The organism is Algoriphagus iocasae (assembly GCF_014206875.1).
Lineage (GTDB): Bacteria > Bacteroidota > Bacteroidia > Cytophagales > Cyclobacteriaceae > Algoriphagus > Algoriphagus iocasae.
On the sequence record NZ_JACIJO010000002.1, the window covers coordinates 581762 to 603389 of the forward strand.

Annotated in this window: 19 protein-coding genes; 12 read left to right on the forward strand and 7 right to left on the reverse strand. The window is 39.8% G+C overall.

The window, feature by feature from the left end; translation table 11 throughout:
- Positions 1-48: 48 nt before the first annotated feature.
- Positions 49-675: a hypothetical protein gene (locus FHS59_RS09940; protein ID WP_221444483.1), complete on the reverse strand. Its 627-nt coding sequence runs from the start codon at positions 673-675 to the stop codon at positions 49-51.
- Positions 653-1816 carry a hypothetical protein gene (locus FHS59_RS09945; protein ID WP_184494995.1) on the reverse strand — a complete coding sequence of 388 codons (1164 nt, stop codon included), beginning with the start codon at positions 1814-1816 and terminating at the stop codon, positions 653-655. Before FHS59_RS09945 ends, FHS59_RS09940 begins: the two co-directional genes overlap by 23 nt.
- Positions 1817-2113: 297 nt before the next feature.
- Between FHS59_RS09945 and queG the strand changes: the two genes are divergently transcribed.
- Both queG and corA read left to right on the forward strand, forming a co-directional pair.
- Positions 2114-3049, forward strand: coding sequence for a tRNA epoxyqueuosine(34) reductase QueG (gene queG, locus FHS59_RS09950; RefSeq protein ID WP_184494996.1), 936 nt, complete (start codon positions 2114-2116; stop codon positions 3047-3049).
- 17 nt (positions 3050-3066) lie between these two features.
- Positions 3067-4179, forward strand: a complete 1113-nt coding sequence (gene corA / locus FHS59_RS09955) for a magnesium/cobalt transporter CorA (protein ID WP_184494997.1) — start codon at positions 3067-3069, stop codon at positions 4177-4179.
- Position 4180: 1 nt separating this feature from the next.
- Here the strand turns inward: corA and FHS59_RS09960 are convergent, their stop codons facing one another.
- The 3 genes from FHS59_RS09960 to FHS59_RS09970 all read right to left on the reverse strand — a co-directional run bounded on the left by FHS59_RS09960 (position 4181) and on the right by FHS59_RS09970 (position 5964).
- A complete protein-coding gene (locus FHS59_RS09960) occupies positions 4181-4585 on the reverse strand; it encodes an META domain-containing protein (protein ID WP_184494998.1) in 405 nt (134 codons plus the stop codon).
- 71 nt (positions 4586-4656) lie between these two features.
- Positions 4657-5514: a carboxylating nicotinate-nucleotide diphosphorylase gene (gene nadC / locus FHS59_RS09965; protein WP_184494999.1), complete on the reverse strand. Its 858-nt coding sequence runs from the start codon at positions 5512-5514 to the stop codon at positions 4657-4659.
- 54 nt (positions 5515-5568) lie between these two features.
- Positions 5569-5964 (reverse strand): DUF4783 domain-containing protein, encoded by a 396-nt coding sequence (locus tag FHS59_RS09970; RefSeq protein WP_184495000.1) that lies wholly within the window; start codon positions 5962-5964, stop codon positions 5569-5571.
- A gap of 135 nt (positions 5965-6099) precedes the next feature.
- Here FHS59_RS09970 and gpmI point away from each other — a divergent pair, with 135 nt between their 5' ends.
- Both gpmI and FHS59_RS09980 read left to right on the forward strand, forming a co-directional pair.
- Positions 6100-7623 (forward strand): 2,3-bisphosphoglycerate-independent phosphoglycerate mutase, encoded by a 1524-nt coding sequence (gpmI, locus tag FHS59_RS09975; RefSeq protein ID WP_184495001.1) that lies wholly within the window; start codon positions 6100-6102, stop codon positions 7621-7623.
- Positions 7623-8186: a hypothetical protein gene (locus FHS59_RS09980; RefSeq protein WP_184495002.1), complete on the forward strand. Its 564-nt coding sequence runs from the start codon at positions 7623-7625 to the stop codon at positions 8184-8186. Before gpmI ends, FHS59_RS09980 begins: the two co-directional genes overlap by 1 nt.
- Positions 8187-8221: 35 nt before the next feature.
- On the opposite strand, the gene FHS59_RS09985 is transcribed toward FHS59_RS09980, so the two are convergent.
- Positions 8222-9883 (reverse strand): amidase family protein, encoded by a 1662-nt coding sequence (locus tag FHS59_RS09985; protein WP_184496087.1) that lies wholly within the window; start codon positions 9881-9883, stop codon positions 8222-8224.
- Positions 9884-9975: 92 nt separating this feature from the next.
- Between FHS59_RS09985 and FHS59_RS09990 the strand changes: the two genes are divergently transcribed.
- Complete coding sequence (locus FHS59_RS09990) at positions 9976-10410, forward strand: hypothetical protein (protein ID WP_184495003.1); 435 nt, start codon at positions 9976-9978, stop codon at positions 10408-10410.
- 66 nt (positions 10411-10476) lie between these two features.
- The gene (locus FHS59_RS09995) at positions 10477-11445 is read left to right on the forward strand and encodes a sugar phosphate isomerase/epimerase family protein (RefSeq protein WP_184495004.1); all 969 of its coding nucleotides are present in this window, start codon (positions 10477-10479) and stop codon (positions 11443-11445) included.
- 48 nt (positions 11446-11493) lie between these two features.
- Here the strand turns inward: FHS59_RS09995 and FHS59_RS10000 are convergent, their stop codons facing one another.
- Positions 11494-11808, reverse strand: coding sequence for a hypothetical protein (locus FHS59_RS10000; RefSeq protein WP_184495005.1), 315 nt, complete (start codon positions 11806-11808; stop codon positions 11494-11496).
- Between the two features lie 159 nt (positions 11809-11967).
- Here FHS59_RS10000 and polA point away from each other — a divergent pair, with 159 nt between their 5' ends.
- The 6 genes from polA (at position 11968) to FHS59_RS10030 (ending at position 21626) form a co-directional block, all read left to right on the forward strand.
- Entirely contained in the window at positions 11968-14790 is a 2823-nt protein-coding gene (gene polA / locus FHS59_RS10005; RefSeq protein ID WP_184495006.1) for a DNA polymerase I, read from the forward strand.
- 139 nt (positions 14791-14929) lie between these two features.
- Positions 14930-16303 (forward strand): DNA repair protein RadA, encoded by a 1374-nt coding sequence (gene radA / locus FHS59_RS10010; RefSeq protein ID WP_184495007.1) that lies wholly within the window; start codon positions 14930-14932, stop codon positions 16301-16303.
- A 75-nt stretch (positions 16304-16378) separates the two neighbouring features.
- A complete protein-coding gene (locus FHS59_RS10015) occupies positions 16379-17914 on the forward strand; it encodes an FG-GAP repeat domain-containing protein (RefSeq protein ID WP_184495008.1) in 1536 nt (511 codons plus the stop codon).
- Positions 17915-18011: 97 nt separating this feature from the next.
- The gene (locus FHS59_RS10020; protein WP_246388390.1) at positions 18012-19994 is read left to right on the forward strand and encodes an LVIVD repeat-containing protein; all 1983 of its coding nucleotides are present in this window, start codon (positions 18012-18014) and stop codon (positions 19992-19994) included.
- A 90-nt stretch (positions 19995-20084) separates the two neighbouring features.
- Positions 20085-21164: a YncE family protein gene (locus FHS59_RS10025; RefSeq protein ID WP_246388392.1), complete on the forward strand. Its 1080-nt coding sequence runs from the start codon at positions 20085-20087 to the stop codon at positions 21162-21164.
- A 15-nt stretch (positions 21165-21179) separates the two neighbouring features.
- Positions 21180-21626: a DoxX family protein gene (locus tag FHS59_RS10030; RefSeq protein ID WP_184495010.1), complete on the forward strand. Its 447-nt coding sequence runs from the start codon at positions 21180-21182 to the stop codon at positions 21624-21626.
- Positions 21627-21628 lie beyond the last annotated feature (2 nt).

Genomic DNA, 21628 nt, shown 5'->3' on the forward strand with positions numbered 1-21628 from the left:
TTGACTTTTGTGGGATAGCAAAGGCGGGATTTATGGAAGAGGAAACACCTAAGATATTAATAAAGGGTATGAAAGAATTAATTCCCATTCTTGGTTAACTCTCTCGTATAAAAGTAAGCTTGAGGAACTTTCAGAAGAGTGATTAGAATAAAATATAAAGGCATATTTACCCTTTTGCAAAAATATAGGCTTTGAAAAACGGATATATGCATTGGTATTTAAATTCTCAAATTGTTGAGAAGAAACTGTTTGGTCCTTTAAAGATCGATAATATACAGAAACTAGAGAATCCAAATAGTTCTGTTCTACAAGTTTAACCGATTGAGGAACCATTTTATTAGAAAAGATAAAATCCTCTTCCGACTCTTCACATATCTTTTTTAAATCTTCTTCATTAAGAATACTTTTTAAAGATTTTCCCTCAATTTTAATTATACTCCTAAGCCTTGAAAACGACTCAAGATTACATGGTTTTAAGAGGGGATTTTGAAGCCACTCTACATCCGCTTTCATAGATACTTTCACAGTTTCACTCATGGAAATTTTTCTCGCAAGAACTGTAGAAAGTAACGCTTTAATTTCTTGATCTTCATTTTTTATAGAAGAGCATCCAACTAAAGAAAAAACAATAAACATTAGAAAGGCTCGATGGCTAATCACAAAGTAGCGTTCCAATTGGTGCAATATTTCCAACATTAGTATTAGTAAGTTCTGCATTATATCTGTTATTAATTCGTTGTTGTTCCGACACTGTTAGCGTATTTTTAAAAACATCAGTTTCATGGAGACCTCCCCATGCCATATCTTTAAAATATTGATCGCCAATTAAACTAACATTGTAGCCTACACTTGAAGCATAATTTTTTAACTCAAAAGCTATATCATTCAGGAATTTTGTTTCTACATATAAATTATGATGGACAGGATTTAAGTCCGCTCCACCATAAATTGCTATATAATCATTTAGCAAACAGTTTAAATCACAATCACTTGGGTATTCTAACTCATATACTAAATATGCATGTAGTACTTCATGCATAGTAGATCGTGCCATCGAAAGATCTGTAGCATTTGTAATGGCAGATTGGTTAAAATTTACTACTGCATAATTATTTGTAAGTTGCGGGTTTGTGCAAGCGGTAGCTGGTCCACAGTTTCCATATTGAAATCTCAAATTATATGGAACCGATGTATTTACTTCATCATTAAATAAACTGAATATTTTCTTAATTTGAGTTTGGGTTCCTCCCATTATATCTTCAATTAGTTCTTGATGACATGCAGAAAGTCCAGATTTATCTATTTCAAAAATTCTATAATTAGAACTACTTCCACCTCCGCCACCGCTACCAGAACATATTTCTTCTGTCCAAGTATATATTAATGTAGGAGTGTTACATACTACACTTGAAGAACTATTATAATAACAGCTTCCTTCATAATATCCAAATGTAACAGTTTCACAATCCAATGGCATGTTTGCATTAGGATTAGATTCTATTCTATAAAAATCAAAACCCATTGATTTTAGGTTTTTATCAAATTTCATAAACCTGACATAGCTATTTTCCTTTTTACTCTTTATTAAGTCTCCAAAAGATTCTTCTTTTATTTTAAAATTTGACTCCAAACTAATGTAATGGTAGTCTTCTGCCGTAGTTTTTGAGATCAGCAATCTCGTTTCGTGATTTGAAAACTTACTTATAAATCCATTCAAAGAATTTATCAAGGGAACTTCTATAAATTTCCCTCCAATAATAGCTCTACTCCAATCCAGCTCGATTGGAAGGTTTTCGAAAGTCGTTTTACCCGCCACTTCAAGATCTATAAAGTTTCGAATGGTTTGTAATTCATCTTGAGGAATTACCGGGTCTTGCTCCTGTGTACAGGAAAAAAATATCAGATTTAAAATAAGAACAAATACCCAACTTATAGACTTACTTCAATAATTGCATTTGGGGAGGTGTAAATTGTTTTTCATAAAATAGAAATAGTTGATTAATTAAAAATTTCTTCAATTAATAGGTTTTCTAATTAATATCAAATTCCAGCACCTAAATTCCCTTCAGATTACAAAACTTACTAAAAAAAGAAGAGTTGTATCTTTACCCTCATGATTCCCGCTTCAAAACATGCCTCCATCATCAAATCCACAGCCAATCGGCTGGGTTTTGACTTTTGTGGGATAGCAAAAGCGGGATTTTTGGAAGAGGAAGCTCGCAGACTGGAAGAATGGCTGAACCGGAATTATAATGGCGAAATGGGTTATTTGGCCAATCACTTTGACAAACGCCTGGATCCGACCAAACTTGTGGAAGGTGCGAAATCGGTGGTTTCTCTCATTTATAATTATTACCCCGAAAATAAACTCCCAGAAAAACCAGAGGATATCAAACTTGCTAAATATGCTTACGGCGAAGATTATCACTTGGTCATTCGAGACAAGCTCAATGAATTTCTGGGAATCCTCAGAGATGAAATTGGGGAAATAGATGGGCGAGGCTTTGTAGATTCTGCACCAGTGATGGAGCGTCAATGGGCTCAAAAAGCCGGTTTAGGCTGGCTTGGAAAAAATAGTTTATTGCTCAATCGGGAAATGGGCAGTTTCTTTTTTCTGGCCGAACTGATCATTGATTTGGACGTAACTCCCGACACACCTTTAGCAAAGGATTACTGCGGTACTTGCACCGCCTGCATCGATGCCTGCCCCACAGATGCAATTGTGGAAAATGGAGTGATTGACGGTTCCCGTTGTATTTCTTATTTGACGATTGAATTGAAAGATGCCATCCCTGCGGAGTTCAAAGGAAAGATGGAAAACTGGGCTTTCGGCTGTGATATCTGTCAGGACGTGTGTCCTTGGAACCGCTTCTCTAAACCTCACCACGAAACAAAATTCAAACCTCATCCTGAGTTGGCAGAATTTACCAATCGTGACTGGCAGGAGATCACAGAAGAAACTTTCCGCAAAGTTTTTAAAAAATCAGCCGTAAAGCGCACTAAACTTGCTGGACTAAAAAGAAATGTCGACTTTCTAAATACGAAATAACCAGATCCGAAATTCTTATGAGTCCTCAAGTACCCAACTTAAAATCAGTTCAGAAGCTTTTCAAACCCAAAAAGAAGAAGAAAAAGAAGACTCATAAAATTGGGTTGCCTCCAGGTGCTTTAATTTATACTGGAGAGAAAAAGCTCGATAATGTATTGATCAACATTATTACTTATGACGAAGTGGACCTTTACGAGGAATCCATACTTCTCGATCAGCTGGAGGAGCATCTAAAGCTGAAGAAAAATGTACTCTGGATTGATATCATAGGCCTGCATGATGTAGAGTTGCTGGAGAAAATCGGTTTGTTATTTGGGATCCATAAGCTTACCATGGAGGATATTCTGAATGTGGATCAGCGTCCTAAAATGGAAGCTTTTGAGGATTATCTTTTTGCCGCCATGAAGATGATCCAGTGTGAATCGCCAGAAGCTCCAATAGACGATGAGCAGATCAGCTTTGTGTTGAAAGATGGTGTTTTGCTCACATTTCAGGAGAAAAAAGGAGATGTATTTGACTTTGTCCGTAGTCGCTTGGCAGATCCAAAACGAGCAATTCGTCAGCGAAAGGCAGATTATTTACTTTATGCTTTGCTGGATGCAGTGATTGATAATTACTTCATCGTGATGGAAAATGTGGGTGAGCGAATTGAAAATCTGGAATCCCAGGCCATGACTGCTCCAGGCAATGAAACTCTCAATTCACTCTACAGTCAGAGACGTGAAATGATGGATCTGCGAAGAACAGTATATCCTCTCCGGGAAGTAATAGGTTCTTTTGATAAATATGCAGATGACAAAATCAGCCCGGAAACCAGACCTTTCATCCGGGATCTCTACGAAAACACCATTCAGGTGATTGAGACGATGGAAGTTTTCCGTGATATGTCTTCGGGTGTGTTGGATTTATATATGAACAGCCTTTCCAATCGCATGAATAATATCATGAAAGTGCTCACCATCATCTCCACAATCTTTATTCCGCTGAGTTTTGTAGCAGGAGTCTATGGGATGAATTTTGACAATATGCCTGAGCTTCATTGGAAATATGGCTATTTCTATGTGATCGGAGGCATGGGTATTTCCGTGCTCGGAATGTTGTTTTATTTCCGCAAGAAAAATTGGCTGTAGCTTATTGAAGCTTTAGAATCACCTTCTTTTCTCCATCTTTTAGTAGAAGTTGCCCACCTGTCTGCTGGTAATATCTTACAGAAGCGAGGGTTTCAATAAACTTATTTTCGAAAGCTGTATTCTGACAAGCCATTCTCGTAGCTCCGATTTCACCAAACTTCAAGGTGCTTTTCTTACCAATTTCGTAAGGGCCAAATATCCTGTTACAACCTCCAAAACCCGTGATTTCCTGGTCATCTGAGTCAAAAATCAAATGCGCATCCTGCACAGATCCAGAAGTCTGAATTGGAATACCACGCAGTTCTATTACTGTCCATTGCTTATTATCCCATTTAGAATCTGGGAAAGTTTTGGAACTACAGGAAACTATAAAAAGCAGTGAAACTAAGTAAAGTATATTTTTCATGTTTGGTCTAGTTTCCATTTATAACACAGAAACTAAGCCAAATTCACAAATAAATCCTTTGTAAGATTGAATTAGAAAGCTTTCAAACTTATATCCATGCTTTGCACAGAATGAGTCAAAGCTCCCATTGATATAAAATCGACTCCACATTCTGCTACCTCCACAAGAGTCTCTTCGGTGATTCCTCCAGAAGCTTCGGTTTTGAATTTATCTCCTACCATCTCCACTGCTTTTTTCATCGTAGCATAATCCATGTTATCCAGCATGATAAAATCAATGCCTCCCACTTCGATAACTTCTGCCACTTCTTCCAGAGTCCTAGTTTCCACTTCTATCTTTAGGTCAAGATTATTTGCTTTGAGATAGGATTTTGTTTGGGTGATAGCAGCTGTGATGCCTCCTGCAAAATCGACATGATTGTCTTTCAGCATGACCATGTCGTACAGAGCAAATCGGTGATTGATCCCTCCACCGATGTGAACCGCCCACTTTTCCATTAATCGGAAGTTTGGAGTTGTTTTTCGGGTATCCATCAACCGGGCTTTGGTATGAAGGATTTTTTCAGTCAATCGATGCGTCAAAGTAGCGATTCCGGACATTCGCTGCATACAATTCAAAACCAATCTCTCAGAAGATAAAATAGAGGCAGAGGATCCTTTGACGATCAAACCGATGTCACCAAAATGAACTGGATCTCCATCTGATTTTAACATTTCCACTTCCAGGCTGGAGTCATACATGGAAAAGATTTTTTCTGCTAATTCCATTCCGGCAATAATACCATCGCCTTTGATCAGCAACTTAGCCTGTCCTTTTTTACCTGCAGGAATAGATGCAAGAGAAGAATAATCACCCGGTCCTATATCTTCCTGAAATGCGGATCGGATAAAATTTTGGACGGCATCTTCCGTCAAGTAGGCTGGTTTCATGCTTCAAAATTAGGCAAAATGGCAAGCTGGAAGACAAAATTTTTCGAAAATGATTTAACCTTTTACAAATTCAAGGCTATAAATTTTCAAATTTGAATCCTGCTGAGAAACCTTGATGAAAACTTTGAAAGTTCCCTGACCACTCAAATAATCTCCGATGTAGGAGCTAAGATTGGGATTTGTTTCGCTGCTGTAAACGATGCTAAAACCTTGAGAAGGGTTCTTTTTAAAAAATTCACGAATCACAATTTCGGCTTGACTTTTAGAATAACTTCCTTGTTGCCCATTGATATTCAAAGAGATACTCGACTCGAAAAATCTGGCTAAGTCATTGCTAGAGTTAGTATCAATCGCGGCAATTACGGAATCGATAGACAACTCCTTTGTTTCATTCTTGATCGGACTATGAAACAGCAAAAGGATTGAAAGAAGTAGGTTCAAAATCGCCATCGACCTATCTTGGCAAATACTAAGCCAAAAAAAGAATTATTCTTGTGCTTATTAGGTTTGATAAAGTGAAAAGACAAATCCTGTCAGGATTCGATTTTGAGTCGCGATTGGGTCTAAAATTAATATATTTGCTCCATGGACAAGAAAGTACTTTTAATGATTTTGGATGGCTGGGGAATAGCCACCAACCCTTCAGTATCTGCAATAGACAAAGCGAATACTCCTTTTGTCGATAGCCTTTATTTAAAATACCCTCATGCCAAGCTGGAAGCTTCAGGATTGGCAGTGGGATTACCGGAAGGACAAATGGGAAACTCCGAAGTGGGTCACATGAATATCGGTGCCGGCAGAGTAGTCTACCAGGATCTTGTAAAAATCAACCTTGCGGTAGAAAAAGGGGAGCTAAATCAGCACCCGGTATTGGTTGAAGCATTTGCCAAAGCAAAAGCAGCAAAGAAAAAAGCACACTTTATGGGATTGCTTTCGGATGGAGGAGTCCATGCCCATATCAATCACCTGAAAGGACTTTGTGATGCAGCCAAGGCCAATGGCTTAGAGGATGTATTTATCCATGCTTTCACGGACGGTAGAGATACAGACCCGAAAGGAGGAATAGGATATCTTCAAGATTTACAGGAGCATCTTACTCATTCTGCAGGACAAGTGGCGTCTGTAGTCGGAAGATACTATGCAATGGATCGTGATAATCGCTGGGAAAGAGTAAAACTCGCCTACGATGCCATGGTAAAAGGTGAAGGAGAGAAGTCAAAAGACATCATCGCTGCCATGCGCAAATCCTATGAAAATGGCGTAACTGATGAATTTATCCGTCCGATTATCCATGTCGGTTCAGACAACAAGCCTTTAGCCACAATCGAAGAAGGTGATTTGGTGATTTGTTTCAACTTCAGAACGGACCGAGGCAGAGAGATTTCTCAGGCGCTTACGCAAAGAGATTTTGAAGATTTCAATATGAAAAAGCTGAATGTTGATTACATCACATTCACTAATTATGATAATACATTCACCGGAGTGAAGGTTTTGTTTGACAAAGACAACCTTAACAATACCTTAGGAGAGGTGTTGGCAGATGCCGGAAAAAAACAGATCCGAATTGCTGAAACTGAGAAGTATCCTCACGTGACCTTCTTCTTCTCTGGAGGCCGGGAAGACGTATTCGAGGGAGAAAGCCGATTGCTATGCCCATCTCCAAAAGTAGCGACTTACGATCTTCAGCCAGAAATGAGCGCATTTGAGATTGCTTCTAAAATCAATCCGGAATTGAAGAAAAAGAGTGCCGATTTCATCTGCCTTAACTTTGCAAATGCGGATATGGTAGGACATACCGGAGTTTTTGATGCAGCAGTTAAGGCTTGTGAAGCGGTGGATAAATGTGCAGAAAGTGTAATCACAACCGCTTTGGAAAACGGATACACCACGATTGTTATCGCAGATCACGGAAACAGTGATATGATGATCAATGAAGATGGAACACCAAATACAGCACATACTACCAATTTGGTTCCTTTCATCATGGTGGATAACAAAGACCAACTGCACGTGAAAGATGGCAAATTGGGTGATTTGGCACCGACAATTTTGAAATTAATTGGAATCGATATTCCTCAAGACATGACTGGAGAAATCTTGTTGACATAATGAAATTCAAATACAGTATTCTTATTGTTTCCTTCTTTCTGGCATTGACATCCTGTAATATCGGAGGGGGAAGTAGAGAAAATTTGGAAGTTTTACCCTATTTCGATCTGAAAGGATACATGGAAGGGGCCGTCAAAGGACTTGAAGAAGCCAAAGTCACCAAAATTTCAAGGGTGAATGGCATAGACACTCAAGTCGAAGTAACCTTGACCGAAGAGCAATGGAGGGAAGAATTGGATGTTTTCTTTGAAGCAGATATCAATAAATCCTCTTTGTTAAACTCTTATGATACGAGGGTTAAAAATGAATATTTGATTCATGAAATACTTCCTAATACAAAAGGAGTGGTTAAAAACATGACGATTTCCATCATCGATGACAAAGTACATTTGATTCAGGTGAAAATGGCCAGAGAGAATATTTTCTACAGCTCAGTGACCAATGCGGATCTGTATATTTCAAATAAAACACAGAAACTCGATCATTATAATATAGAAACCACTCAAAAAATCTGGTTTTTAAAACCCAACAATATAAAAATTTCGGGTTCACTAAGATTCTAAAAAAATGGCTCTGGAAGTATCCAGAGCCATTTTTTTTATTGGTTAAAGAGTGGCGGCCTTTTGGCTTGCCAGTCTGAATTTTTCTGGATAAAATCTCCCAACATCACGAGCTTTTCCTCTTCAAAAAGATTTGCCAGAAGGGTAATGGAAGTAGGACTTCCTTCCTCATTAAATCCATTTGGCATACATAAAGCAGGATGCCCGGTAAGATTTGTAATCCTTAATTGTGGCCCTGCAAATGATGGGGTCACAATCACATCATAATCCTTCATCAATTCATGCATTTCCTGGATTAGCATTGTTCGTTGCCTACTTAATTGAATGTATTCAACAGCCGGAATCATTCGTGCGGCACGGAATGAATTTGGCCAGGCACCTTTATGCTGAGCCACCAACTGATCATCCAATCCCAAACGTGTTAATTCGTCAAAAGCTGCAGCACCTTCTGCTATCAGCATCATGACTATCGGACCGGCATCGATCGTAGTTTTCAATTCCAAAGGATGCAATTCCACTCCTTTTTCCTTGAGTAACTCCAAAACTGCCTGATCATTTTTGCTTGCTCTTTCTCCTTCAAAGTAGGATTTGAAATAGCCAACCTTCAGCTCCTTCACCGATTTTTTCGAGTCAAAATTAAATGCGGATGCGATGGTACTATTATCATTGATATCAGGTCCATTAATTATCGAAAGCACAATTCCATCATCCAAAGCAGATCTTGAAATAGGTCCGATTTTATCCATAGACCAGCTCAAAGCCATTGCACCATTTTTACTGACTCTTCCGTAAGTTGGTCGCAATCCTGTGACCCCATTTCGGGTGGAGGGAGAAACAATTGATCCCAATGTTTCTGTGCCTATGGCAAAAGGCACCAAACCTGTACTCACAGCAGAAGCAGAACCTGCAGATGAACCGCTGGATCCTTGATTCAGATTCCATGGATTTCTAGTTTTTCCTCCATACCAGACATCACCCATCGCCAAAGCACCTAAAGTAAATTTGCCTACTAAAACTCCTCCTGCTTCATCAAGTTTGGTTACGACAGTGGCAGTTTGATTGATCACTTGGTCTTTATAAGGCATGGCTCCCCAAGTGGTTTTAGTGCCTTTAACTGCCAACAAATCTTTAATTCCATAAGGAATGCCATGAAGAGGACCTCGATATTTTCCGGAAGCCAATTCTTGGTCCATTTGCCTTGCTTTTTCTAATGCCGGCTCTTCCATCAAGGTAATCAGACATTCTAGGGTATCAGAATAGGTCTTGATTCTATCCAGATAAATTTTGGTGAGTCTTTCACTGCTAATCTTCTTTGATTTGATTAAAACCGCCAGTTGATGAACTGGCATATATGCAATATCCACGTCTTTTTCTGGAAGATCTACCGAAGTTGGAAGCCCCCAATGAAGCGGTTTTTGTTCCAAGCTTGGAGCAAATCCTTTTGGCAATGGATTAAAGATCAAAGCCGGAGCTACAGAATTATCTAATTCAACTTTCCTCAACTTTTCATAATTGGCAAGCTGGTTTTGGAGATTGCCGATCATGCTGTCCTTTTCTGCAGGATTAAAGGATATTCCTATCAATTCAGATGCACCATCAATGGCAGCAGGGGTAATTTCTCCGACTTTTTTTCCTAATGTAAAGCCTAAAGCCAAGCAAGAGCAAGCACCGAGCAAAATCAGAAATCCTCGTGAACTCATTCGATTATTAATTTTCATTGGATAGTTTTGTATAAACTTTTGGGGATAATCCTCTCAAGTTCTTCAATAAACCAAAATAAATCAAACCACTCATGGATGAGCAAAAACCATTTCCTGTATTTCCGATGCACTTCAGAGGTATTCTTTTATTGGCAGGAATGTATACCATCGCTTGGTCAGCGTTTTTTAAGTGGTTTGGTCCAAATCTAGTCGGCTGGCTAGCCATGGGCAATTCTGACCTGATCGAATTGTCCAGTGCATATTATGGAACTTTTGGTATTCTAGTGGGGATCATCATTTTTGTCAGCGCTTTTTACCCAGTAAGTTGGGTGTATTTGATTATTGCTGGGATTGCTGGAAAAGTAATTCTGGCTATTTGGTTTAGCCTTGGATTTCTTCCAGATATAGGTTGGAACAAACGAAGTGGTTTTCATCTCATCGTCAATGAGCTGGTTTGGCTGATTCCTTTGATTTTGATCTTTTTAAGAGCACTTCAGGTAAAAAATTATCTTGAAAACAAAGAATAACCGGATTTCTATTGTTTCAAAATGAGATATTAATAATATTTAGATTTCATTTTGACAATAAAACCCATGAACCGTAGATCCTTTCTAGAAAAATCCAGTTTGGCGCTAGCCTCTGGAATCCTTGCTCCAAACCTTTCCTTCTCCAGAAATCTCAAACCCATCAGCAACGTAGGTTTGGGATTGTTTACTCTTCCAAAGTCTCTTGGAAGCGATTTGACTGGTACCTTAAAAATGATTTCTGACATTGGCTACAAGGAATTGGAATTCTTTGGACCCTATGACTTTAGCGTGGATTCTGTAAAAAAAAGCTGGGATCAAATGGCTGGGATGCTGGGAATTTCAGGAAGTGGATATTTCGGAAAAAGTCCCAAAGAAATGCGAGCAATTTTGGATGATTTAGGACTTACAGCTCCTTCCATCCACGTTGATCTAGAAACTTTACAGCAAAACATGGAGCCTTTGGCTGAGGCTGCTCATATTATGGGGCATAAAGATGTCGGCATTGCCATGATCCCTCAGGAACTCCGACCTAATCTAGATGGATATAAGAAAATGGCAGATGTCTTTAATAAGATTGGAGAAGAGGCTAATAAAAACGGTCTGACTTATTTTTACCATAATCACGGCTATGGACACAGCGAATTAGAAGGAGAAATTCCTTTCCAGCTATTGCTAGATCGCACTGACAAAGACTTAGTAAAAATGGAAATGGATGTGTTTTGGTTTGCATCAGCCGGAGCAGATATGATCGCTTATATTAAAAATAATCCTGGCCGGTTTGAATTGTTCCATTTAAAAGACATGAGCGAGAAAAAGACTTTTGCGAATGGAGGAGAAAGCATGAATGATATCATGGGAATGTTTCCTTATTTGGCAGATGCAGGCACCGGTGTTTTGGACCTTTGTGAGATTATCTCTGTAGCACAGCAAAATGGTGGAAAGCATTTTTTCCTAGAAAAAGATTTAGCGAGTAATCCTAAAGTAACACTGGAAGACAGTTTTGCTTTTCTATCGGGAAAAAATGGAATGTGTTGACATAAAAAAAGGGCTTTTAAAGCCCTTTTTTCGTTAATCCTTACTTGATTAGGTCAATAAGATCAACAATAATAAAATAATGATTATAGCACCTACAGAGATATAAACTCCATTACCTGCTGCTTTAGCTTCTACACGCATTTCTTTAAGCTCCTTACGCACTTCCTTCTTTTCTTCTTTGCTCATTGATTTGAAATCCATTGCCTTGATTTCATCCAGTCTCTCTTGCATCTCCTGAGCTCTGATTTTCTGCGCTTCTGTTAATTCAGTCTTACCTTTTTTGGTTTCTTCATCTGTTCCTGTTGAGGCTTGTACAAATTGTACTGAAAGGAAAAGGGCAAAAATCGCTAATAGCTTTTTCATAAAGTAAATTGTTTAAGGTTAGGTACTCGTATTATCAATAAAGTCGCCAGTTTCTGTCTTTTCAAAGAATGAACTATCAAAGGAAAGCTTTCAGATACCTATTTTTTGTAACTTACGAAGCTAAAATCTAAGATACGTTCGAATCAAAATAATCTAATAATGCCCCAAAAACAAGCCAATAAGCTTTTTTTACTAGATGCCATGGCTCTTATTTATAGAGCACACTTTGCATTCAGCAAAAATCCGAGAATAAATAGTAAAGGCTTGAATACCGGAGTGATGCTGGGTTTTACCAATACCCTATTAGAGGTACTAGATAAGGAAAAACCTACCCACATTGGGGTTGCATTTGATACCCATGCCCCAACTTTTAGACATGTTCAGTTTGAAGCTTACAAAGCAAATCGCCAAGAGCAACCAGAAGATATTGGAATAGCCATCCCTTGGGTAAAGGAAATCGTCAAAGCTTTTAACATTCCAATTTTAGAGTTGGACGGTTATGAGGCCGATGACATTATTGGGACACTTGCTAAGCAAGCAGAAGCGGAGCATTTCACCGTGTACATGATGACCCCAGATAAAGATTATGGACAACTGGTAGATGACCATATTTTTCTCTACAAGCCAGCCTTTATGGGAAATGGTGTCGAGGTCATGGGACCAAAGCAAATCTGTGAAAAGTGGGACATTGAGCGGGTAGATCAGGTGATAGATATTTTGGGTTTGATGGGTGATGCTGTCGATAACATTCCTGGAATCCCAGGAATCGGACAAAAGACCGCTGTCAAACTGCTGAAACAATATGGAAGCGTCGAAGAATTGATCAAGAACACCGACGATCTCAAAGGAAAACAAAAAGAAAATGTAGTCAACTTTGCGCAGCAAGGGCTACTTTCTAAGGAACTGGCAACCATCAAGGTCGATGTGCCTGTGGCTTTTGTGGATGAGGATCTGCATTACGATGGCTTTGATGAGGAAAAGCTGAAAGCACTTTTCTCGGAGTTGGAATTCAGAACTTTGGCAAGCCGTATTTTTAAGGACGGAAGCAAAAAAGCCTCGATCAAAAGCAATGATCAATTGGGTCTTTTCGGGGATAGCCCATCTAATAATACCAAAGCAACTATCGAATTTGAAGAGGAATCTGTCAATGCAGAGCCTTTGCCTGAGGCAACAACCATTCACAACACTTCCCATCAATATCATAAAATTAAAGGTGCGGAAGCAATCGGTGAATTGGTTTCTTACTTGATGCTTCAAGAAGAGCTTTGCTTCGATACAGAAACAACTTCTGTCAATGCCATGGAGGCGGAATTGGTTGGAATTTCCTTTTCCTACCTAGCTGGAGAGGCTTATTACATTCCTTGTCCTGAAGACAAAGGGGAAACGATGGCAATTTTGGAACAGCTAAAACCGGTTTTTGAAAATGAAAATATTTTAAAAATCGGGCAAAATGTGAAGTACGACCTACTTGTCTTGAAGAATTATAATATCGAGGTGAAAGGTAAGTTGTATGACACCATGCTGGCTCATTACCTCATCGAGCCGGAAGGCAAACATTCCATGGATTGGCTGTCTGGGCATTACCTGAATTATAAGCCGGTTTCAATCACCGAGTTGATAGGGAAAAAAGGCAAAAATCAGGGGAATATGCGGGATGTAGAGGAAGATGAAGTGACCGAATACGCTTCCGAGGATGCCGACATTACCTTGCAGCTCAAAGAGAAACTGGATCCTTTGCTGAAAGAAAGCCAGTTAGAAAAACTTTTTTATGAAGTAGAAAATCCATTGATCAATGTACTTGCAGACATGGAGTTTGAGGGAGTCAGAATTGATACTGAAAGCTTGGCAGAAATGTCTCTTTTGTTGGAAAAGGAAAGCAAAGAGATCGAAAATAAGGTATATGAATTAGCTGGTGTCCGGTTTAATCTGGCTTCGCCAAAGCGGTTGGGCGATGTACTTTTCGAAAAACTGAAACTGGATCCAAAGGCCAAAAAAACCAAAACCGGCCAATATGCCACTGGAGAAGAGATTTTGAGCAAACTTGCCAATGAACATGAGATTGCTCAGGCGATTTTGGACTTTCGTCAAATGGTCAAATTAAAGTCTACTTATGTAGATGCGCTACCAACGATGATCAACTCAAAAACTGGTAAAATCCATACAACCTATAACCAGTTTGTGGCAGCTACAGGAAGACTTTCTTCTATCAATCCTAACCTTCAGAATATTCCGATCCGAACCGCAAGAGGAAGGGAAATCAGGAAAGCTTTTGTCCCAAGAGATGAAAATCATATCCTGCTTGCAGCGGATTATTCGCAGATCGAATTACGGATTATGGCCGCATTTTCCGGTGATGAATCCATGATTGAAGCCTTCAAAAATGGCCGGGACATTCATGCGACTACTGCTGCAAAAATCTTCCAAGTTCCTTTGGAAGAAGTAACCTCAGACATGCGTAGAAAGGCCAAGACAGCCAATTTTGGTATTATTTATGGTATTTCGGCTTTTGGTTTATCTCAGCGATTATCCATTTCTAGAACTGAAGCAAAGGAAATTATTGACGCTTATTTCAAAGAATTCCCAGCTGTCAAAGAATACATGGATGGGGCAATTGAGAAAGCTAGAAAAGATGAATTTGTAGAAACGATCTTGGGTAGACGTCGATATCTCCGTGATATCAACAGTCGAAATGCAACGATGAGAGGCTTTGCTGAGCGAAATGCTATCAATGCACCAATTCAAGGTTCGGCTGCAGATCTCATTAAGGTGGCAATGATCGATGTGCACAATTGGATGAAGAAAGAGAATTTAAAATCCAAAATGATCCTACAGGTACATGATGAATTGGTTTTTGACGCACATAGAGACGAAGTGGAAATCCTAAAAGCCAATGTGCCAGGACTGATGTCAAACGCCATCAAAATGGCAGTTCCAGTGGAAGTGGAAGTGGGAACAGGAACGGATTGGCTGCAAGCGCATTGATTTGAGTACAAAGTATTAAGTACCAAGTACCAAGTAGTTCAATGCTCATCATTGAAAATCGAGACCATTGACTAAGTATTTGCATCTCTGAGGTTCTTTAGATCTCGTAAATCGTAATTCTCATTTCGTAAATCCAAAAATGGTCAAAATCAAAACCACTTTCTTCTGTCAAAACTGCGGTGCCCAAAGTGCAAAATGGATAGGAAAATGCCCTGCATGTGGGGAATGGAATACCTATGTCGAAGAGGTAATTCAAAAAGAAGAAACTGGTAAAGGAAACTGGAAACCCAGTGGATCAGGCACCAAAAAAGCCAGCACTCCAAAGAAAATCCAAGAGGTAAACTATGAGGAAATGCCTCGGTACGTCACGGGCGACGAGGAACTTGATCGAGTTTTGGGAGGGGGAATTGTGCCAGGATCTTTGGTTTTGATCGGCGGAGAACCTGGAATAGGGAAATCCACCTTGATGCTTCAAATTGCTTTGATCCTCCAAGGGAAAAAGATCCTTTATGTGTCTGGTGAGGAAAGTGAAGCTCAGATCAAAATGAGGGCAGATCGGATGTCTGCCAAAAATCCGGATTGTTATGTTCTATCTGAAACTAATACCCAACATATTTTTCAGCAAATCGAACAGTTAAAACCGGATCTTTTGGTTATTGATTCTATCCAGACTTTGAATTCCCAATACGTAGAATCTGCAGCTGGCTCGGTTTCTCAAGTACGGGAATGTACGGCTGAGTTGATGAAATTTGCCAAGGAAACAGGAACTCCGGTCTTTTTAATTGGCCATATCACCAAAGATGGATCGATTGCCGGCCCAAAGGTTTTGGAACATATGGTCGACACAGTTTTGCAGTTTGAGGGTGACCGACATTTGGCCTATCGAATCCTCAGGACCTCCAAAAACCGTTTTGGCTCCACACATGAACTGGGAATCTATGAAATGCGAACAGAAGGTTTACGACCTGTTGCCAATCCATCTGAAATTTTGCTTACCCAGCGAGAGGAAGTCTTAAATGGAGTAGCCATCGGAGCAATGATGGAAGGAAATCGACCTTTGTTGATCGAAATCCAGTCTTTGGTCAGTCCCGCTACCTATGGCACTCCGCAACGAAGCAGTACTGGTCATGATTCTAAGAGATTGAATATGCTTTTGGCAGTTTTGGAAAAACGTGGTGGCATGAGACTAGGACAGCAGGATGTGTTTTTAAATGTGGCTGGAGGGCTTAGAGTGGATGATCCTGGATTGGATTTGGCAGTTTGTGCCTCTCTGATTTCCAGCTATGAAGACACTCCCGTTTCGGAAGAAATCTGCTTTGCGGGAGAAGTTGGCCTTGGTGGAGAAATCAGGGCTGTTCACCGAATCGAAAACCGAATTTCAGAAGCTGAAAAGTTAGGTTTCAAAAAAATTATAGTCTCAAAGTATGCGGTGAAAGGACTGGATCTAAGCAAGTACAAAATTCAGGTGCTTGCAGTTAGTAAGCTGGAAGAAGTGTATCAGAAGATTTTTTAAGGAAATCTGCCTCTATAAATAAATTCACAGCGTTGAAATACGTATCATTCGCAAGAATTTCATTTGCCAATTTGAATGCCTCATTTTCGTACTAATTTCTTTCTTATTCTACTGGGATTTCTGTTTTCGATACCAGTATTTGGGCAAACAGATCAAGTGCTGAAAGGGAAGGAACTGGCTGAAAAATATTGTGCCACTTGCCATGCTTTTCCATCTCCTTCTCTCTTGCCAAAAGATATTTGGGTCAAGCAGGTTTTGCCGCAAATGGCCGCTACAATGGGTATTAAAGAGGCTCAGGATAGCTTGGGAGTTTGGGAAAACAAATCGAAAGAGGAAATCGATATTCTCAAAAAACTTGCGATTTATCCATCAGTCAACATGATTAGTAAGGAGGATTTTTTGGCGATCAATTCCTATTATGAAGAAGCATCACCAAAAGAACTTCCTTCTCAAAAGCTGAAAGAGACTCCAAAAAGCCTAGATAATTTCGTCGCTAAAACACTTTTTATTGAAGGAATCACCAGCCCAAAAACAAGCTTGGTGGCGATCAATGAAGAAAGAAGAGAATTGATTATTGGCGATGGAACCGAAAACCAAATATTTGTCAAAGTCCAAAATGACGAGCTTTTTACACTTCCATCTACTTCCAGTCCAGCTGTTCATTACCTAAAAAAAGGCCCAAATAGCTATAATTTTATCAGCGTCGGTTCGATCGCTCCAAGTGATCTGGCCCAAGGAGCCCTTTATGAAATGGACTTAAATTTAAACTCCTGGAACATCATTAAAGAAAATCTGAGCAGGCCTGTTTACGGAATCTGGGAAGATCTGGAAAAGGATGGAATTCCTGACTTTCTGCTTTGCAATTATGGGCATCATGTGGGGAATATTTCTATTTACAAAAATGGAAATTTCAATTCCCCTCCACTTCAGCTTGGGGGTGCCGGAGCAAGAAAAATCGAAGTTGTAGACCTTAACCAAGATGGACTTCTGGATATCGTCGCACTTTTTTGTCAGGGAAATGAGCGGATTTCTGTTTTTTATAATCTAGGAAACGGAAATTTCGATCTGGAAAAGATTTTACTCAGATTTGTCCCTGTAATGGGCTCCAGTTATTTTGAAATGCGTGACGTAAATGGAGATGGAAAAGTGGATCTCTTGGTCAGCAATGGAGATAATTGGGATTATTCCTCGGTTTCAAAACCATATCATGGCTTCAGAATTTACGAAAACAAAGGCGAAGATCTCTTTGAGGAATCCTGGTTTTATCCACAATATGGTGCTGCCAAAGTGATGGCTTTAGACTATGATGAAGATGGGGATTTGGACTTGGCGACAATCGCTTTTTACGATGAACTCCAAAACCCCGAGCAGCAGTTTCTTCTTTTCGAAAATGAGGGAAATTTCACCTTTCATCCAAAATTCATTCCGGAGGCAGCATTGGGAAAATGGCTTACGATGGATGTAGGGGACCTAGATGGAGATGGTGATACGGACATTGTGTTAGGCGCTTACACCCATAATTTTCTGGAATACTCAAAGCTCCTTGTAAAGGGAATCGATGAAATCCCCAATGTTTTGATTTTAGAAAATCAGAAGTCCCAGAAAGAATAGATCTAATGGGCATAATCTGGAAATCAGAATTTACAAAACTTTCTATGGTTTGGAATGAGGGATTCATTAAATTCAGAATCCTAAAAACCACCATCCCATGAAAAAAATTTTTATTCTATCATTCATCCTGTTTTTGAGTGCTGGATTTCTGCAGGCTCAAGACCTTACTTTAAAAGTCAATTCAGACAAAGTCAAGATGAAAATTGGACAGACTGTTCAATTGGAAGCTGCTGTGGTAGATGCCTCCGGCAAAACCGTTACCGATAGAGAATTCATTTTTTACTCACGAAACTCACGAGCCCTTTCTGTGGTCGATAGCACTGGTTTCGCAAAAGCAATCAAGCATGGTGATTATGATGTCATTGTCATCAGCCCAGGAGACCCTCAATTGAGATCGAATATCTCTGTTTCTATTAAACCTGCAGCGATTTCAAAGGTTGCATTCGGAGAAATTCCTAATAAAATGTATGCTGGTGTAAATGTGCCATTGACAATTGATGTAATGGATGAAGCAGGCTTTGAAAGACCCGAAGTACCAATCACTTTGACCACATCCGATGAAAGCAAAGTTGCCATCGCACCTTTCAACAAATTGATCGTCAAAGAAGCCGGAAAAGTCACTGTGACTGCTTCTGCCGGTGGCGTTTCCCAAAATCTAGATTTGGAAATCCTCGAAAATCCGATCGCTCAAATCCAACTTACTTCTGATATGGTAGAAGGAAGATCTGGAGATGTGTTTACGTTAACTGCCATCGCTGTCGACAAAGATGGAAACGTGATCAAAGATGCTCCGATCAATTATTCATTTACCGGTGAGTCATTTGATGTTTCTGCTGCACCATCAGGCCTTATTACTCCAGAAGGAAAGTTTGTTGCTGATGAGCCAGGACTTTATATTTTGAACGCTACCTGTGGACCAGCAGCTGCTTCCGTAACAGTTCAGGCTAATAATAGAAATATTACCCGCAAGATTAATTTGATCGGCCAGGGTTCTGTGAATAATAAGCATACTTCAGATTTGTGGATTTGGGAAGGCGTGGATGGAAAAGATTATGCTGTCACAGGAACTTGGGGAGCAGATGGAACAGCCTATTTCTGGGATGTTACTGATCCTGCTGGAATCCAATTAGTCGATTCTGTAAAAGTGGATGCGAGAACAGTAAACGACGTGAAAGTTTCAGAAGATGGGAAAGTGGCTGTGATCTCAAGAGAAGGAGCATCAAACAGAAAAAATGGATTGGTGATCATCGATGTGAGCAATCCAAGAGATGCCAAAATCATTTCTGAGTTTTCTGAAAATCTAACTGGTGGTGTGCACAATGTATTTATTTACAAAAACCATGTATATGCATTGAGCGCAGGTAGAAAGTATTATTCAATCAATATCGAAGACCCAAAGAATCCAAAGATTGTTGGTGAATTTGAATTGGATACTCCAGGACATGCTATTCACGATGTTTGGGTGCATGATGGAATCGCTTATTCATCCAATTGGACTGATGGAGTACAATTAGTCGATGTAGGAAATGGAATTGCCGGAGGCACACCTTCCAATCCAGTTCAATTCGCCAGCTATGCTTATCCAAGTGGTTCTAATCATGCTGCTTTCCCTTATAAAGATGAGAAAACAGGCAAATTTTATGTGATTCTTGGCGATGAGGAATTTCCTTATGGACTTGATCCAAGCGGTCGTAAACCAAGCAGAGCAGCAGGATTCCTTCACGTAATTGATTTCACAGACCTTAAAAATCCGAAAGAAGTGGCTTGGTTCCAGGTACCTTTTGCAGGATCACATAACTTCTGGATTGAGGATGACATTTTATACGCTGCCTTTTATAATGGCGGAGTTCGTGTAGTGGATCTTAGTGGTGAGTTATTGGGAGACTTAAACCGACAAGGAAGAGAGATCGCATGGATTGTACCGGAAGATCCTGATGGTTACGTTCCAAATGCACCTTTTACCTGGGGGGCTCAACCTCATAAAGGACATATTTTCTATTCAGATTGGAACAGTGGATTGTGGTCAGCCAAATTGGAACCTGTTGTACCAACAAATGCTAAAATCGATCAAGCGAAGTAATAACCCTTTCATCTTAAGCTTATGACTTATAACATTTTTAGGAAAATTGGAAGTGGAATATCACTGGTAGTGTTAATGACATTTAGTTTCATGGCTAATGCCCAGGACTACTTTGTTTATGTGACTGCCGAGTCGGAAGATGAGGTTGCTTTGATCAAATTTGATGGGAAAAACGCAACGATTGAGCAAACCATTCCTGTGGGAATCTGGCCCGCGGAAATCGAGGGTCCTCATGGAATCAATGTCAGTCCTGATGGCAAGTATTGGTATTTGTCTTTGGCACATGGCAATCCCTATGGAACTTTATACAAATATGCCACTGCGACCAATGAAGTGGTAGATACCGTGCGTTTGGGGCTTTTTCCCGCTTCTTTACAGATTTCCAAGGCAACAGGGCTTTTGTATTGCGTAAACTTTGATCTGCATGGAGACATGGTGCCAAGTACTGTTTCTGTCGTGGATCCTGAGGAAATGATTGAGATAGATCGTATCGAAACCGGCGTTATGCCTCATGGTTCCAGAATTTCAGCCAATGGATTATATCATTACTCAGTAGGAATGATGTCCGGAGAGCTTTTTGAGATTTCGACTACGAAACTGAAAGTCAACAGAAAGCTTAACCTGGATGGAAAAGCAGAGGAAGAGCCGGCCATGGGAGGAATGGATCACAGTAAAATGGATCATTCAAAAATGGGACATTCTATGATGACGGAATCTGCTCCTATGTATCATAGCGCTACCAAACCAACTTGGGCTATGCCCCATCCAACCAATGGAAAAGTATATGTTGCCGGTAATGGTACCAACGATATCGTTGAAGTAGACCTTGAAAAATGGGAGGTGACCAATCGTTTTCCGGCTGGCAAAGCTCCTTATAATCTAGATGTTTCTCCAGATGGAAAGTATTTAGTGGCAACCTATAAAGGAAGTGGTGAAACTGGTATTTGGGATTTGAAAAAGGGAAAAGAACTCCCTCGAATAAAGAATACAAGAATGGTCACTCATGGTGTGACGATCTCTCCAGATAGCAAGTATGCCTTTGTTTCAGTAGAAGGAATCGGCGGTGAACCTGGCACTGTGGATATCATTGATATTAAAAATGCCAAAAAGATCACTTCGATAGATATGGGAAAACAAGCTGGGGGCATCATCTTTTGGAAAATGGAGTGATCAAACATTTCTAAAATGAATCAGCCGAAAACATCGATTCCCCAAAACATCTTTAGGTTTCTGTTAGGTGCAGGAATGGTGATGGCTGCTTTAGGACATTTGACATTTCAACGAGAGGAGTTTCAAGCTTTGGTGCCAAATTGGGTTCCGATAAATAAAGATTTGGTAGTTATCCTTTCTGGATATTTGGAACTTGGATTAGGATTAGGAATACTCTTTTTCACCAAGTATAAAGTCTATTTCGGTATTGCTTTGGCGATTTTCATCATTTTAGTCTTTCCCGGAAATATCACTCAATATGTCAATAAAACTGACGCTTTTGGTTTGGATACTGATCAAAAACGACTTTTCAGACTTTTCTTTCAACCCGTCTTAATCCTTTGGGCTCTTTGGTGCACTGGCGCGTTAAAGCATCTCTTTTCTAAAAAAACAAGGAAACAAACGAGTCGACTCCAACAGTAAAT

Excerpts from the sequence above, each read along its gene's own strand:
- queG (WP_184494996.1), top strand. The coding sequence starts at position 2,114 with ATGATTCCCGCTTCAAAACATGCCTCCATCATCAAATCCACAGCCAAT.
- corA (WP_184494997.1), top strand. The coding sequence starts at position 3,067 with ATGAGTCCTCAAGTACCCAACTTAAAATCAGTTCAGAAGCTTTTCAAA.
- FHS59_RS09960 (WP_184494998.1), bottom strand. The coding sequence starts at position 4,585 with ATGAAAAATATACTTTACTTAGTTTCACTGCTTTTTATAGTTTCCTGT.
- nadC (WP_184494999.1), bottom strand. The coding sequence starts at position 5,514 with ATGAAACCAGCCTACTTGACGGAAGATGCCGTCCAAAATTTTATCCGA.
- FHS59_RS09970 (WP_184495000.1), bottom strand. The coding sequence starts at position 5,964 with ATGGCGATTTTGAACCTACTTCTTTCAATCCTTTTGCTGTTTCATAGT.
- gpmI (WP_184495001.1), top strand. The coding sequence starts at position 6,100 with ATGGACAAGAAAGTACTTTTAATGATTTTGGATGGCTGGGGAATAGCC.
- FHS59_RS09980 (WP_184495002.1), top strand. The coding sequence starts at position 7,623 with ATGAAATTCAAATACAGTATTCTTATTGTTTCCTTCTTTCTGGCATTG.
- FHS59_RS09985 (WP_184496087.1), bottom strand. The coding sequence starts at position 9,883 with ATGAGTTCACGAGGATTTCTGATTTTGCTCGGTGCTTGCTCTTGCTTG.
- FHS59_RS09990 (WP_184495003.1), top strand. The coding sequence starts at position 9,976 with ATGGATGAGCAAAAACCATTTCCTGTATTTCCGATGCACTTCAGAGGT.
- FHS59_RS09995 (WP_184495004.1), top strand. The coding sequence starts at position 10,477 with ATGAACCGTAGATCCTTTCTAGAAAAATCCAGTTTGGCGCTAGCCTCT.
- FHS59_RS10000 (WP_184495005.1), bottom strand. The coding sequence starts at position 11,808 with ATGAAAAAGCTATTAGCGATTTTTGCCCTTTTCCTTTCAGTACAATTT.
- polA (WP_184495006.1), top strand. The coding sequence starts at position 11,968 with ATGCCCCAAAAACAAGCCAATAAGCTTTTTTTACTAGATGCCATGGCT.
- radA (WP_184495007.1), top strand. The coding sequence starts at position 14,930 with ATGGTCAAAATCAAAACCACTTTCTTCTGTCAAAACTGCGGTGCCCAA.
- FHS59_RS10015 (WP_184495008.1), top strand. The coding sequence starts at position 16,379 with ATGCCTCATTTTCGTACTAATTTCTTTCTTATTCTACTGGGATTTCTG.
- FHS59_RS10020 (WP_246388390.1), top strand. The coding sequence starts at position 18,012 with ATGAAAAAAATTTTTATTCTATCATTCATCCTGTTTTTGAGTGCTGGA.
- FHS59_RS10025 (WP_246388392.1), top strand. The coding sequence starts at position 20,085 with ATGGCTAATGCCCAGGACTACTTTGTTTATGTGACTGCCGAGTCGGAA.
- FHS59_RS10030 (WP_184495010.1), top strand. The coding sequence starts at position 21,180 with ATGAATCAGCCGAAAACATCGATTCCCCAAAACATCTTTAGGTTTCTG.